A 15,328-nucleotide genomic window follows, 5' to 3' on the forward strand; every position below is an offset into this window, starting at 1 on the left:
ACTAACGTACTGGTAGGTCAATATTAGAAAACATTTCATCAATCAATTGTTGGTCACGAAGAGCCACGGCTTTTTCAACAACATCTCGGGTTAAATGCGGTGCAAAATGACGCATAAAATCATACATATAGCTACGTAAAAAGCTACCACGTCTAAAGCCGATTTTGGTTGTACTATGGGCAAACAGATGACTTGCATCAATTGCCACTAAATCTTTATCAACCGCTGGATCAATTGCCATAGAGGCAATCACCCCTACACCAAGCCCCAAACGAACATAAGTCTTAAGAACGTCAGCACTGGTTGCACTAAACACCACGCGCGGATCAAGATCTGCACGCTTAAACGACTTTTCAATTTCAGATGCTTTATCAAAACCAAACACATAAGTGACCAATGGAAACGTCGCTAAGTCTTCGATACTGATTTTTGCCGATTGAGAAGCTAGCGGGTGATCCCGTGTGACGACAATTGAACGATTCCAATGGTAACAAGGCAACATAATGAGATCGGTATATAGATGCATCGCTTCTGTCGCGATGGCAAAGTCCGCATCGCCTCTGACTGCTTGCTCACTAATTTGCGAAGGCGTGCCCTGATGCATATGTAAATTAACTTTTGGATATCGTTTAATGAACTCACGAATTATTTGTGGCAGAGCATAGCGAGCTTGTGTATCTGTCGTAGCAATATTCAATTCCCCCTGATTGGGCTTGGTATATTCTTCAGACACCTTCTTAATACTATCGACTTTGCCAAGTATATCATTTGCAATATCAATAACTTGCTGACCTGCAGGGGTCACGTGAGTCAAATGTTTACCACTTCGACCAAATATTTGAATGCCTAATTCATCTTCTAGCATTCTAACTTGCTTACTAATACCGGGTTGTGAAGTATAGAGATTCTCAGCCGTTGATGACACATTTAGGTTGTGTTTAACAACCTCTGCAATATATCTAAGTTGTTGCAGCTTCATGGTTTTATCCTTGATTTAACCGGCACTCATCAGCAAATATGCAAATAAGAAAAAATCGGTCGTTGTTTTACATAACAAGAACAATTGTTCAACTATAATAAAACGTTATATGACACTTGAAATGTAATATAAATAGGAATAACGAGCAAGTAAAAATAGCGGTTATTGAATCGACTTAGCTTTTTATAAACATCTTGGTTAGTCTGTTTAATGATTTATCAACAAAACGACTTATTATTCAACGACAGCCACGATAACATACGCTAAGATATAGAATCTTTTTGATGAAATTTTATTAGCACAGCTTATTCCAACATCAAATTTACTTCTAGCCATCGTTGTTTGGCTATACTTACCATGTGATATGAAAGATAAAATGGAACCTTTATGTCCTTAATTTTGGTATTAATTCTTATTGGTGCACTGCTACTGCTGATTATTGGCTTTAGTATTGTCCAACAACAAAAAGAGCGTGCAGAAGCCGAGCGTCGCATAGAAATTGCTCGTCAGCGCGCCATCATAGATGAAACCGATGCCGTCTTATCTAACACAGGTATGACACCATCTTCTAGCCATATCATGTTAATCCTTTATCGCCGCATTCAAGATGCTTTAGAACAGTCATTATTACATGCATCAGGGCAATTAAAATCTGATTACGAACGTCGCTTAAACGACATAAAAGCACAAGTATCTAGTGTATCTAGCTCAGCAAGCCAAGTCCCTGCGATTGAGAACTTCCGCTTACCTGATAATGACAGACAAGTTTTAGAGTTAGTCAAAACACTCAAAAAACTTAAAGCGATATTACGAGCTGAACATAACAAGGGAAAAGTTGATCCGTCTATTTTTAGTCAAGAAGAAATGCGTATTGATAACCTTCAATTAAGAATTAATGTTGAATCTATGATTACTCGAGCACGTGCCGCTTGCTTTATGAAACAGTACGGTTCAAGTAAACAGATGGTCACTAAAGCTTTAAACACTTTGCACACGATCAAGGGACAAACGCCGAATGATCCTTTTATTGCTCGTAAAGTCGATGAAGCCAAGCAACTACTCGATGAAATAATGGGTGCTCAAAAGCATAGTGAACCAAGTGCACCAAAACAGAAAAAAGAAGGTGATGATCTTGATATGCTATTTCAACCGAAAAAGAAATGGTGATGGTCTTGCTTTAATTTTGCTATAAAAAAAGCCTCGTTATGAGGCTTTTTTTATAGGCGAAATTGATTTTAAGTAAAGTCGTCGTTACTTTTTAACCACACACAAAACATCACTTAATACAAAGGCTTAGTGATATAAACAACATTCGTCAACAAAGTTGTCCACAGATTCTGTGGATAACATTTTAATCCGTTATTATTACTGGATTAATAAGTAATAATTCATCTGTACGCTGATACGGCATAGCTGGCTGTGTACAACTCGCGTAAAGTTACTATATTGATTTATGACATGTCATATAGAGCGCGTCAAGCCATTAAGATCAAAAGTACTCTCTTATGCTGTCAATTGAACAAATAATAGTTTATCCACTCATTTATTATCTGCTTCTATATTTCCAATATACAAAATCTCACTTATTCGTCCCGGTAAGCAATGGTTAACATGATGGCGATCTATAAAAGGATGGTTTATATCACTCCTATCCTTGTAAGCCATGACATAAATCGAGATACTGGTTAAAATTATAAAAACAACTGTATTAGAATATGATGTTAAATATGAATTTGATAAGAGTTTTACCTTTTTTCCTGCTACTCATTCTCAGTGCCTGTGGTCAATCAGATGAATTTGGCGAAGCCCAACTCACGCCAGAACAAGTATCCTTGGGCTTCTTCGAAGCAATTTACGTCGATCGTGATGTAGATAAAGCAAAAAAGTTTGTCTCTGCTGATATCCAAGAGATCATGGATCACTACCATATTGCATCTGCGGTACAACGACATGTCTTAGGCTTATCCATGAAGCAAGTAACTATGTCTATCGATGAGATTGATATCGATTTCTTCCGTAAATTCACCGATGACGTAACAGTGGTGGTTAAAATGCAAGGATTGAAAGGTGGCAGAAATTGGATTGATGATCGAACTATCCGTCTACATAAAATAGGTAATACTTGGGTTATTGTTGAAATATTAACTGAAAAAGGTCGTATTGAAGGTTGATATTGAATAGGCTTAAGTATTGTCTTCGCTTCATTGCACTATTGGATAGAATAGCTATTAAATTGTCATTCAATAAATACTTAGCCATATTAAAGTAGTGTAATCAGTAATAAAAATAGCAGCCTAGGCTGCTATTTTTGTTTTTAGTGTCGGAGTTTTTTTAATGTAGTGAACCAAGTGTCAGTACATCAATATGCTCGTTCAATCGTCTTATTCTTCGTCAGAAGGTAAAGACTCTAACACGTCATCTTTCACTTGATAGTAAGCATTTTCGTATTCATGAACTTCCATAATAACTCCAATCTTTTAGGTCGTTTTGTAGGTGTAGGCCTGTCTTTTTATTTACAGCAACAAGATGATAAATCTTTAATATAGACAACATCTTGTTAATGCTGAGGGGATGACATTTGCCTTACAGAGAGAAGACTGACAATCACATTCTTCATGCCGTGGAGTATAACAATAGTCAGATCACAATCAAATCAAAATTACGAAAAACTTTCAGTTTTGTAGGTTTTTTATTGATATAACCTATAAAAACCCCATTTTTAGCAAAAATAAATGAAACACTTTCAGTTTTACATAAAAAAGCCGATGCATGGCATCGGCGATAATATTATTCTCAACAATTATATTTGGCTAATATGGTTCAATACTCGCTTTTCTGAAATAGGATAAGCTGTGCCTAGCACTTGGGCAAAACATGATACTCGATACTCCTCAATCATCCAGCGAGCTTCAATCAATGCTTCAGGTATTGCTTGTGAACGCGGCACTTTAGCTAATTGCGCCGTTAACGCCTCTTGTACTTTAGCAATGCTATGCATGTGTAATCGATCGCGTGTTGGGTCAACAGGTAGCTTATCGAGTCTATTTTCAATGGCTCTGAGATAACGGCTCACATCGGTTAAGCGTTGCCAACCACAATCCTCAACAAAGCCTTTATAAACCAGACTATCAAGCTGAGTTTGAATATCACTCATCGCAAAGGCAATATCCAGGCTAATTTTACCTTTTAAACGCTTCTTAACACGTTGATAAATAGTTAATATTTGCTCAACATTTAATGCTATTTGCTCAGCAGTTGGGTTAAGCTCTTGGCGAACCCAATTTTTTGCTTGCTCGAACTGCTGTTCATTGCGAATATCGAGTTGCTTTTTATCCAATAACTGCTGCACCGCGGCATTAATAATATCTTCAATTAATATCTGCACTTGGCCGAAGGGATTAAAGTACATTGCAAGCTTAGCTTTATTAGGTAATGCTTGCTGTAAGTGCTTCACTGGCGATGGGATATTAATCAATAACAACCGACGCAGGCCTACTCGATGATGGCGCTTAGCTTCGTGTTCATCATCAAATAGCTTGATCGCCACATCCGTTTTATTGTCTATTAAGGCAGGATACGCTTTTACTTCGTAATTACCTTTACGCTGCTGATATTGAACCGGTAAATCACCAAACGACCAGCTAGTTAAAGCTTGTTGCTCAATGCCTTTATCAGCCACTTTACGAATAGCTTTGGCAACTACCCCTTGTAACTGACCTTTTAACGCTTCTAAATCACGGCCTTGGGCGACTAAACGACTTTGATCATCTTCAATCTTAAAGTTCATCTTAAGATGTTCTGTTAGTTGCGTTAAATCAAAATCATCAGCCGATATGCGTACACCACTCATACGCAGTAACTGTTTACACATAGAATCGAGCATCGATAACTCAAACGGTTTCATCGCTTGATAACATGCTCGGGCATAGTCTGGAGCAGGCACAAAATTACGGCGTAAATTTTTCGGCAGTGACTTGATCAACGCAATGAGTTTATCTTGTCGTAATCCCGGTACAAGCCAATCAAAATCACTGTCGTCAATTTGGTTGATCAGTGCAACAGGAATATGTACAGAGACTCCGTCATCAGCGCTAGCAGGTTCAAAATGATAGCTCACAGTTAAGGCTAAATTCCCTTTGTGCCATATATCAGGGAAATCAAGCGCCGATATATGCTCGGCACTTCGCTGCATTAACAAGGCTTGGCTGTAATCAAGTAAATCAGGGGTTTGTTGGCGAGCTTTTTTCCACCACGCAAAAAACAACGGCGCGTTAAAAATACCTGCAGGGATCAAGGGTTCATAAAAATCCACCAGCACTTGCTCATCGACTAAAATATCTCGACGACGAGACTTATGCTCTAGTGTTTCAATGTCATTGAGTAGCTGCTGGTTATTTACAAAAAAAGCTTCTTTAGTCTGTAACTGCCCTTCTGCTAAGGCGCTACGAATAAAAATCTCTCGAGCTTCAATAGGCTCAATAGGCCCATATTGCACTCGACGGCGATTAACGATAGTTAAGCCATAAAGCACTTGGTTCTCAAGTGCGATAACACTTGCTGCTTTGGCTTCAAAATGCGGTTCAAGATAATTCTTTTTCACTAAATGGCTCGCAAGCGATTCCAACCATTCAGGATCAATTTTAGCGCAACAACGGGCAAACAATCGTGACGTTTCAGTCAACTCTGCGGCCATAATCCACTTAGGACCTTTTTTGGCTAAAGGCGACCCCGGAAACACAAAGAACTTACGGTTACGCGCCCCTAGATACTCGTTGTTCTCGCCTTTAAAACCAACATGACTTAACAAGCCCGATAATAATGCTCGATGTAACTGTTCATAACTGGCTGCACTGTCATTAATACGCCATTTCAATTCATGAACAGCTTGTTTCACTTGAGTATATAAATCTTGCCATTCACGCACGCGTAGATAGGCGAGATATTCATCGCGACATTGTTTTCTAAACTGACTGGCTGACAACTCATGCTTTTGATCTTTAACGTGGTCCCATAACTTAACCCAACTGGCAAAATCAGAGTCTTTATCGGCATAGCGACGATGACATTCATCAGCTGCTTGTTTTTTATCCACAGGACGTTCACGCGGATCTTGGATAGATAAACCAGAGGTAATCACTAATGCTTCATGCAAACAGCCTAATTTGTTCGCTTCAATAACCATTCGAGCTAAACGAGGATCAAGTGGAATTTTAGCTAAATCTTTGCCCAACGGGGTTAACACTAAATCATTACCTGATTTCTTCACTGCTTGTAACTCTTCAAGCAATAAAAAACCATCACGAATATGTTTTTGATCCGGTGGCTGAATAAATGGAAATCCGCCAATGTCACCCAAACCAATCGCCAACATGTGTAAAATCACCGAGGCAAGATTAGTCCGCAAAATTTCAGGATCGGTAAATTCTGGGCGCTGAATAAAATCCATTTCATCGTAAAGTCGAATACAAATACCAGGGCCTACACGACCGCAACGTCCTTGACGTTGATTAGCACTGGCTTGGGAAATAGGTTCTATCGGCAAACGTTGTACTTTAGTCCGGTAACTATATCGGCTTATGCGAGCGGTTCCGGGATCGATAACATAACGGATCCCTGGAACAGTTAATGAGGTTTCAGCAACGTTAGTGGCCAGTACAATGCGCCTACCAATGTGACTTTTAAACACTTTAGATTGCTCACCGTAAGAAAGGCGCGCATATAGTGGTAATACTTCAGTATCGCGATATTGCTGTTTATTGAGTAAATCAGCTGTATCACGGATTTCACGCTCACCATTCATAAAAATTAAAATGTCGCCGGGCCCTGCCGCCATGAGCTCTTCAACAGCAGCAAAAATACCATCGCTGACATCTAAATCTTCATCGCTATCGCGAACTAAAGGACGGTAACGCGTTTCAACGTCAAAGGTACGCCCCGATACTTCAATAACTGGCGCGTTATTGAAATGTTTTGAGAAACGGTCTACATCGATGGTTGCGGAAGTAATAATGACTTTTAAATCAGGACGTTTTTTTAATACTTGCTTTAGGTACCCTAAAATAAAATCAATGTTTAAACTGCGTTCATGCGCTTCATCGATAATAATCGCATCGTACTGGTTTAAAAATCGGTCTGAAGTGAGTTCCGCTAACAAAATACCATCGGTCATCAGTTTGATATAACTGTTGTCGCTCAGAGCATCTGCAAAGCGAACTTTAAAACCAACAATATCACCTAAAGGGCTATTAAGTTCATCAGCAATACGGTTGGCAACACTACGGGCGGCTAGACGACGAGGTTGAGTATGGCCAATTAAGCCACGAGTGCCTAAGCCTAGTTCAAGACAAATTTTAGGTAACTGAGTCGTTTTACCCGATCCCGTCTCACCCGCGACAATGACCACTTGGTTATTGGCAATGGCAGAAGCGATATCATCACGTTTTTGTGACACAGGCAGTTCGTCTGGGTAATGAATAACCGGTCGAGACTGTAAGCGCAACTGCGCTTTGGCATAGGCTTGCTGCGCAGCTTCAGTTAACTGCGCTAACGTTTGGGATTTTTTTTCAGACTCGGCTTCTTTATTGACACGATACAAACGACGTCGAATTTTAGCGGCGTCGGTTTGATAACAAAGATTGAGATACGCCTTAGATAGCGGGTGAAGGTCCGAATTCAAATCTGATTCCCTTGCTTACATCAAAAAAAGCGATCCTAGCAAGGAAAACAGCAGAATGGTATTGATTTTAACGATTGTTATATTGGAGATAAGTAACACTGTTGCATATAAATATTCATCGCCTTAAGAACATTCGTCCGATTAATCGTTCCAATGACTTTTCCTGCACTCACTACAGGATAAATCTTCGGTTTAGCGCCTAACATTTGATCCGCTAATTCCAATATACTTTCATCGGGCGTCACCGACAATACAGGGCTTTTCATGCAATCTTTTACTGTACTGGTCATATCGCAATGGTAACTGCTTTTTAGCATCACAGATAAACAATCTTGTTGAGATAGAAAGCCCACTAATTGACCGATATGATCAACAACCGGAGCACCATTTTTATTACTGGCGAGTAGTTTTTCAACCGCAATAGCCAGTGACATATCTGCAGTTAATAATACTGGATGCTTATCCATATAATCTTTAATTTTTATTGAATCCATGTTGCCCCCTATTACACGCTAATTAACTACGTGTTTAATAAACCCCGTCAAGCAATTCATAAGGAATCAACTCTCGGGTACTAACTTGATTAAGTTTAGTCAATAATGGCTAAGGAGATAGAAAATATAACCGATTGCACTAATCGATTTACTAATCAATGGTATTAGCCCACTGCATTAACCACGTCATGAACTGACTTGATGAATCTATTTGATAAACCTAAGTCAATTCAGCGCAGTAATACTTACTTGTCACGCCAAATCATAACGGTTGCAGCTTGGCCTTTACTTCGTGTGGCGCGATACATCCCTTCTGTATTAAATGGTGTCGCGATATTGCCACGTTGATCAATCGCTATCACTCCTCCAGTTCCCCCAGCCGAGAGCAAGCGTTGATTGATGACCTCATCGGCCGCTTGAATAATCGATTTCTGTTGGTATTTGACTTTAGCGCATATGTCGCCTGCCACTTGATAGCGAATAAAATATTCGCCATGACCCGTCGCTGATATGGCGCAAACACCATTTTCAGCATAGGTTCCAGCACCAATAACCGGTGAGTCACCAATGCGGCCAAAACGTTTTGCCGTCATGCCGCCAGTTGATGTTCCGGCGGCAAGGTTGCCTTGTTTATCAAGCGCCACTGCGCCGACTGTGCCGTATTTGTAGTTAGCAGGTAACTGGGCAACTGACGCCTGGTGATCACCACCATTTACGCGCTCAGCTTCAATGATGCTCGCTTTGGCATCCAGCAATTGTGCATAACGATGAGGCGTGTCGAAATGGCTATTAGACACCAACCTAAATTGTTGCGTTAATGCAAACTCCTCTGCCCCTTGGCCATATAGCATCACGTGAGGTGATTTTTCCATCACTTTTCGAGCTAAATCAATTGGGTTTTTAATGTGTTTAACCCCCGCAACGGCTCCAGCATTCATGGTGTTACCATCCATTACCGAGGCATCTAGTTCATGGCCGCCGTCAAAAGTATAAACCGCGCCAACACCAGCATTAAAAAATGGACTATTTTCTAACACATTAATTGCCGCTTGAACCGCATCAAGACTATTACCGCCTTTATCTAGCACCTTATAGCCTGTATCAACAGCCTGTTTGAGTTTATCGCGAATAGCTTTTTCTTGTTGAGGACTTAAACTGGCAGCAGAAATGGTTCCCGCGCCGCCATGGATGGCAATTGAAAAAGGCTTATCATCTGTGGCTGCACAGATATTTGCGGTTAAGCATAAACACACTGCAATCGTTAAATATAATTTATTCATGTTAGGCAAGTCCTTGAAAGTGGTTTATCTTTGTAACCATTTGTGGTTGTAATTTCAATCATATCCTTGCGACTTTTAGACTTTGTAGCGACAATAGTCATCATGATCACTTTTGGAAAAATTAGCTTAATTTGCCGACAAAACGCCTTAAATTTAGTCAGTTTCTATTACTTTCGTTGACATTATTGATGTCAGGCTTTGTGCTGGCTGATAATAATTGGCTAACGATTAACGTTAATGGCGTTAACAAACAAATTGAAAATAATATTTCAGCTCACTTAGGTACCTTGCCAGATAATGATGTTCAACGCCGAGCTTTTTTATTCACAGTTGACGATAACACCCATGATGCGCTTGAATCTATGGGCTACTATCACGCTATTGTAGATATTGACGTTAACGAAAAAGACAATGGGCCTTGGGAGCTAAAGCTCGATATCACCCTTGGGGAACCAGTGATTATTCAGTGGGTTGATATTCATTTTCAGGGAGAGATGCTTGAAGACAATACTTTTTCGCTATGGCTTAATAGCCTAAAAATCAAACCTGGTGACACCTTAAACCACGGGGTTTACGATTCAATTAAATCACAATTAGTCACTCTGGCAATGGCAAGAGGATATTTTGATGGTCAATACACAAAATCAGAAATCAGCATTAATCGTGACTTAAATAGCGCCCAAATTAACCTCGAATTTGATTCAGGTAAGCGATATTTATTTGGTGATGTTGACTTTGAAGGTTCAACGCTTAATGACGATATTGTCGAAGCATTAATCCCTTTTGGTGCTGATGCGCCTTATGCCACGCAACTTTTGACTGAGTTTAATCGTAATTTGTTAGATACTGGTTACTTTAGTAATATCAAAGTATTGCCACAATTAGACAAGATTGAAACCGGTGTTGTGCCAATTAAAGTTGAACTAAGTCCTCGTCCTAGCCATCTTATTGAGGTCGGTTTAGGTGCTGATATTGGTAATAGTACCGAAAAAAGTATCGATCCTCGCGTGCGAGTGACTTGGCGTACCCCACAAATAAACCGCTATGGGCATTATCAAGAAACCAGTATGGAGTGGTCGCCTGAACGGCCGAAAATTTTAACTACCTATACCATTCCATTAACGCATCCTTTAGATGATCAACTAAAAATAAAACTAGGATTATTACGCGACACCTATGGTGTCACTCAAGATTATGATCCAGATAACCGTCAATTTAATAATACTGGCCAGTTAGAGTCTGAAAAATACATTATTGGCTTAACGCGTCAACGACGGTCCAAAAGTAATTGGCTGCATGGTTATTCCCTTGAATCCACAAGAGAGTTTTATAATCAACTCGATACAGATTACGATCCGCGATTTTATTTATTAGGTTACAACCTCACCAAAACGGTTCGAGGTGACAATACCCTCGATCCTAAATCTGGCTATCGTCAAACATACAGCATTGAATATGCAGATCCATCTGTAGGATCGACTATTCGTCTCACTCGCTTACAAGCACGATTTAAATGGATAGAAACCTTATTTGATAAGCATCGATTTGTTGCTCGCGTTGACTTAGGCGCCAATATTGCAAATGATAACGATATTGCCAACATTCCCCCATCACTGCGTTATTTTGCTGGTGGCGACCAAAGTATACGGGGTTACAGTTACCAAGAATTAGGGCCCTATATTGACTACACCAACAGTGAAGGCGGCTTATCGAGACAAGTGGTCGGTGGCCGTTTTTTGGCCGTTGGCAGCGTAGAATATCAGTACTATCTCACCCCTACTTGGCGCGTTGCTACCTTTGTCGATGCGGGTAATGCATTTGATACACAGAAGTTTGAACCCGTGGTATCGGTTGGCGGTGGTTTACACTGGATATCACCGATTGGTCCAATCCGAATGGACTTAGGGTTTGGCTTAAAAGAAACTGAGACCGTTGCACGCTCGTTTCGTTTCCATTTAACCATGGGGACTGATTTATGACAGATGAGCATTCTGAGCAAGGTCAGCAGCCACAAGCGACCGCTGCCAATAATAATACCAAAACTAAGCGTGCAACTAGCTTACCTGCACGCATTTGGCGCCAAATTAAGCTTTATACTCGGATCTTAATTTATGTGCCTTTAGCATTATTGATGTTGTTTGCCGTCCTCATAGGCACGCCATTTGGCAGCAAAACAGCGGTGTTCTTGGTTAACCAATTAGTCAGCGATGTTGAAGTTGAATACGCTTCTGGCACCTTAAATGGCGATCTCACCCTTCATAGCATGTCATGGTCAATGCCTGGCATTAGCGTTAATGCTCAAAATGTAACATTGGAATGGGTGCCAACCTGTCTGATGAATAAACAGCTGTGTGTGACAAACCTAATGGCTTCAAGCATAGGAGTGAACATTGTCAGCGATAATATTCCTGCTGCAAAAGATGCGGATAAATCCACTGAGTTACCAGCCCCTTTTACTAAGTTTGAATTACCGATAAACATTAGCCTCAGCCAAGCAAAATTAACCCAGGTTGATATTGCGGTCAATAGCATGACATTTCATGCCGATGAGCTGTCGACTCAAGCTATTTGGAACAGCGCAGGCCTGATGGTTGAATCATTTACCAGCCAAGGCCTGATAGTTGATATCCCTGCAGCACCAGCATCAACCAAGCCAATCAATGTTCCAGTGGAGAGTATACAAACTGCACAAACGGTTGATGCAAAAGCGACAGCATGGCCACTAGCGAATTTACCACAAGTGTTTATGCCTTTTCCTATTGATATTAGGCAATTTAATGCTACAGACAGTCTGCTCAAATTGGGTGAACGAACTGATCATTTTAACCATATCGCATTGGCGGCCAGTTTTCGTCAATTTCAACTTGGAATAAGCCAACTCGACATTCAGCATGATGATGGTAATGTCAGTGTTAGTGGTGACATTGCTTTGCATGACCACTATCCGCTCGCATTAACACTAACAGCAAATGTCGATAATCTGCCTGAATTACCGGGGCTTAAACAGCAACAACTTAGCCTTGAACTTAGCGAAGACTTAAGCCAGTTACACATCGACGCCATTGCTAAGGGTGATAGCCATTTTAACCTCACAGCTAAAGTCGATCTCACGTCTCCTGCGCTTGACTACCAAGTAACACTGACCGACGCAGCTTTACAGTGGCCACTGAGTAACCCCTTGTACACCAGCAACATTAGCCGTTTTACCAGCAAAGGCGATAGTAAAGATCAAGTGGCACAGTTTGAAGGGCAGATCACCACGCCTTACCATCCACCTTTAACGGTAAGTGCTGATATTGTTAACGTTAAGCAAAAACTGACGGTTAATAAGCTGAAGGTGCAGTCGCTGGCTGGCAATGTGGAGCTAACGGGAGAACTGTCATATCAAGATAACATAACATGGCAAGCTAAGGTGTTTAGCGACAATATCCAGTTGCAATACATTGATTATATTAATCAGCAAAATCCAGTCAAAAGTAAATTCAGTGGTCATTTTAATAGTTCGGGCAGCCTTGCGGATAAACAATGGCAAGTGGCAATTGAACAGGCTAATTTAACAGGACGTTTAAATGGTTATCCATTGAATTTACAGGGCGATATTTCATTAAATCAAGATTTTGCAGTTAACGCGTCTAACTTACAAGCCAATGCTCTCGGCGCCCAATTAATCGTCAACGGTCAAGCAGATAAAATCTGGGACATCAATGCTGAACTGAGTGTGCCAGATGTCAGCCAGTGGCTAACAGGCGCTCGCGGTAGTATCTTCGCTAAAGTAGATGTCAGCGGCAATAGTGCAGACCCTATCGTTGATGTGAACGCACAAATTAACAAGTTGAGCTACCAAGGTAGTAAAATTGATAACCTCAATTTACTCGCTAACTATCGTCCTTATTTACAACACCAATATCGAATAGAACTGCATAATAACAATCTTGTATGGAGTAGCTATAAACTGACAGATATTTCTTTTATCAGTGAAGGCAACCAAAGCAAACAGCAAAGTAAACTGAATACTCAAGGTGATTTGGTCGTCAATACTCAAATTAGCAGTAGTAGCAATATTGATAAACAACAATTTAATGCCACCTTAACCGAGTTCAGTATCAGTAATGTCCTTGGACAATGGCAACAAGATAAACCCATTACAGCAAACTGGGATCAACTTAACCATAGAGGTAGCATCAGCAGCTTCTGTTTAGTGCACCCACACAATAAATTATGTTTGATCAATGATGTTAATTTGGGCCACACTGGCCAAGCCAATATCACGCTTACGGGTAACCCAGGTAAAACCTTGGAGCCCATTTTATCTAAAAAAATCAACTGGAGCGGTGAAGCAGCGTTAACCAGTCAAGTTAATTGGGCCAAAGCTAAAAAGCCTACGGCCAATCTTCAATTTACACTCCTGCCCGGTAATATTAAGCTAAGCCGTACTAAAAACAACACCATTAGCATCGACTATCAGCAGCTGTTATTACAAGCGTCACTTGATGAGAAAAAAGTGACCAGTTCATTAAGTTTCGATTCATCCGGAATCGCCAGTTGGCAAAGTCAGCTAAGTGTTAATATCACTCCCGATCGTACCTTACAAGGAACGATTAATGTGAATGAGCTCAATCTCGCTCCCTTTGGAGAATTTTTCCCAAGACTTGAAACCTTAGAAGGCATGCTATCGAGCCGATTAATGTTATCCGGTACCCTTATGGACCCTAGTCTATCAGGTAATATTAAACTCAATGATGCAGCATTGGCCTTATCAACTAACCCGACATTGATTGATAAACTCTATTTATCACTCTCACTTGAAGGTCAGCAAGGGCAGCTCAATGGCCAGTGGCATATGGGAGATGGCCAAGTCACCACCCAAGGTACCCTAGCGTGGCCACAAGGTAAATTTAGTGGTGATATTGACATTAAAGGCAGTAACTTAGCGGTTATTCAACCGCCAATGGCAATCTTAAATGTCTCTCCAGATATTAATATGACCTTTGATGACCAACTGTTCGCAATAAAAGGCAAAGTGAATGTTCCCTCAGGACAAATAAAAATCACCCCATTGGCTGAAGGAGGCATAGCCGTATCAAATGATGTGGTATTCAATGATTCAGTGTCTCAACAAACGGTTAAAACCAGCCCTTACGCCATCACAGCCGACTTAAATATCAATGTAGGTAAAAACCTCACTATTGATGGCATGGGCCTCAAGGGTAAGCTAGAAGGTGACCTTGTACTTCAGCAACAAGCATTTAAACCACCGATGTTGTTTGGCGATATTAGAGTCAATAAAGGTACCTATAAGTTTATGGGGCAGACCCTAACGATCAATACCGGTGAAGTGCAATTTATTGGACCAACTGCATCACCAAATCTTAATATAGAGGCAACCAGAGAGATTAAGGAAAGCGATATAACCGCAGGTGTCAGAGTTACGGGGACACCAATGCGCCCTGTTGTAACCTTATTTTCTAATCCGGCAAAAGAACAAGCTGAGATATTATCGTACATTTTAACGGGTAAAGGCTTTACCAGTTCAAGTAACCAACAAAGCAACTCATTAATGATGGGGGCAGCGCTGAGTTTAGGCTCACAATTTGATGGTGGCGCAATGAATAGTATTGGCAGTACAGCGACAGGACTCATTGAAAAATTTGGTTTTTCTAATGTACAACTTGATACCAATGATGATGGAAAAGTAGCTGTGAGTGGCTATATTGGCGAAGACTTAATGATTAAATATGGTGTGGGCGTGTTTAACCCAGGGTATGAAATGACCGTGCGCTATTACTTATTTTCACAATTATATTTAGAAAGTGTATCGAGTACCTTAAGTCAATCACTGGATATCTACTATAGCTTCGAAATTGATTAAACTTTAGGGTTGTAAAAAACAGACACAAAA

The 15,328-nt window shown here is 40.5% G+C and carries 8 protein-coding genes; 4 read left to right on the top strand and 4 right to left on the bottom strand.

Translation table 11 applies throughout. The features are described 5' to 3' along the window. Position 1: 1 nt before the first annotated feature. Positions 2-979, bottom strand: a complete 978-nt coding sequence (gene cysB, locus H5164_RS17005) for an HTH-type transcriptional regulator CysB (protein WP_124016511.1) — start codon at positions 977-979, stop codon at positions 2-4. Positions 980-1,366: 387 nt separating this feature from the next. Between cysB and H5164_RS17010 the strand changes: the two genes are divergently transcribed. Together H5164_RS17010 and H5164_RS17015 are read left to right on the top strand one after the other, a co-directional pair. Continuing rightward, a complete protein-coding gene (locus H5164_RS17010; protein ID WP_182757148.1) occupies positions 1,367-2,146 on the top strand; it encodes a hypothetical protein in 780 nt (259 codons plus the stop codon). A 569-nt stretch (positions 2,147-2,715) separates the two neighbouring features. Continuing rightward, complete coding sequence (locus H5164_RS17015) at positions 2,716-3,150, top strand: DUF4878 domain-containing protein (protein ID WP_182697080.1); 435 nt, start codon at positions 2,716-2,718, stop codon at positions 3,148-3,150. Positions 3,151-3,779: 629 nt separating this feature from the next. Here H5164_RS17015 and hrpA read toward each other — a convergent pair. The 3 genes from hrpA to H5164_RS17030 form a co-directional block, all read right to left on the bottom strand. After that, positions 3,780-7,655 (bottom strand): ATP-dependent RNA helicase HrpA, encoded by a 3,876-nt coding sequence (hrpA, locus tag H5164_RS17020; RefSeq protein ID WP_182757149.1) that lies wholly within the window; start codon positions 7,653-7,655, stop codon positions 3,780-3,782. Positions 7,656-7,732: 77 nt separating this feature from the next. Then, positions 7,733-8,149 carry a CBS domain-containing protein gene (locus H5164_RS17025; RefSeq protein WP_124016507.1) on the bottom strand — a complete coding sequence of 139 codons (417 nt, stop codon included), beginning with the start codon at positions 8,147-8,149 and terminating at the stop codon, positions 7,733-7,735. 245 nt (positions 8,150-8,394) lie between these two features. Next, positions 8,395-9,429, bottom strand: a complete 1,035-nt coding sequence (locus H5164_RS17030) for an isoaspartyl peptidase/L-asparaginase family protein (RefSeq protein ID WP_182757150.1) — start codon at positions 9,427-9,429, stop codon at positions 8,395-8,397. Between the two features lie 188 nt (positions 9,430-9,617). Here H5164_RS17030 and H5164_RS17035 point away from each other — a divergent pair, with 188 nt between their 5' ends. Beyond that, entirely contained in the window at positions 9,618-11,408 is a 1,791-nt protein-coding gene (locus H5164_RS17035) for an autotransporter assembly complex family protein (protein WP_259396856.1), read from the top strand. After that, a complete protein-coding gene (locus tag H5164_RS17040) occupies positions 11,405-15,298 on the top strand; it encodes a translocation/assembly module TamB domain-containing protein (RefSeq protein ID WP_182757152.1) in 3,894 nt (1,297 codons plus the stop codon). Before H5164_RS17035 ends, H5164_RS17040 begins: the two co-directional genes overlap by 4 nt. Positions 15,299-15,328 lie beyond the last annotated feature (30 nt).

The sequence above is a fragment of the Shewanella sp. SG41-3 genome (assembly GCF_014164545.1).
GTDB classification, from domain to species: domain Bacteria; phylum Pseudomonadota; class Gammaproteobacteria; order Enterobacterales; family Shewanellaceae; genus Shewanella; species Shewanella vesiculosa.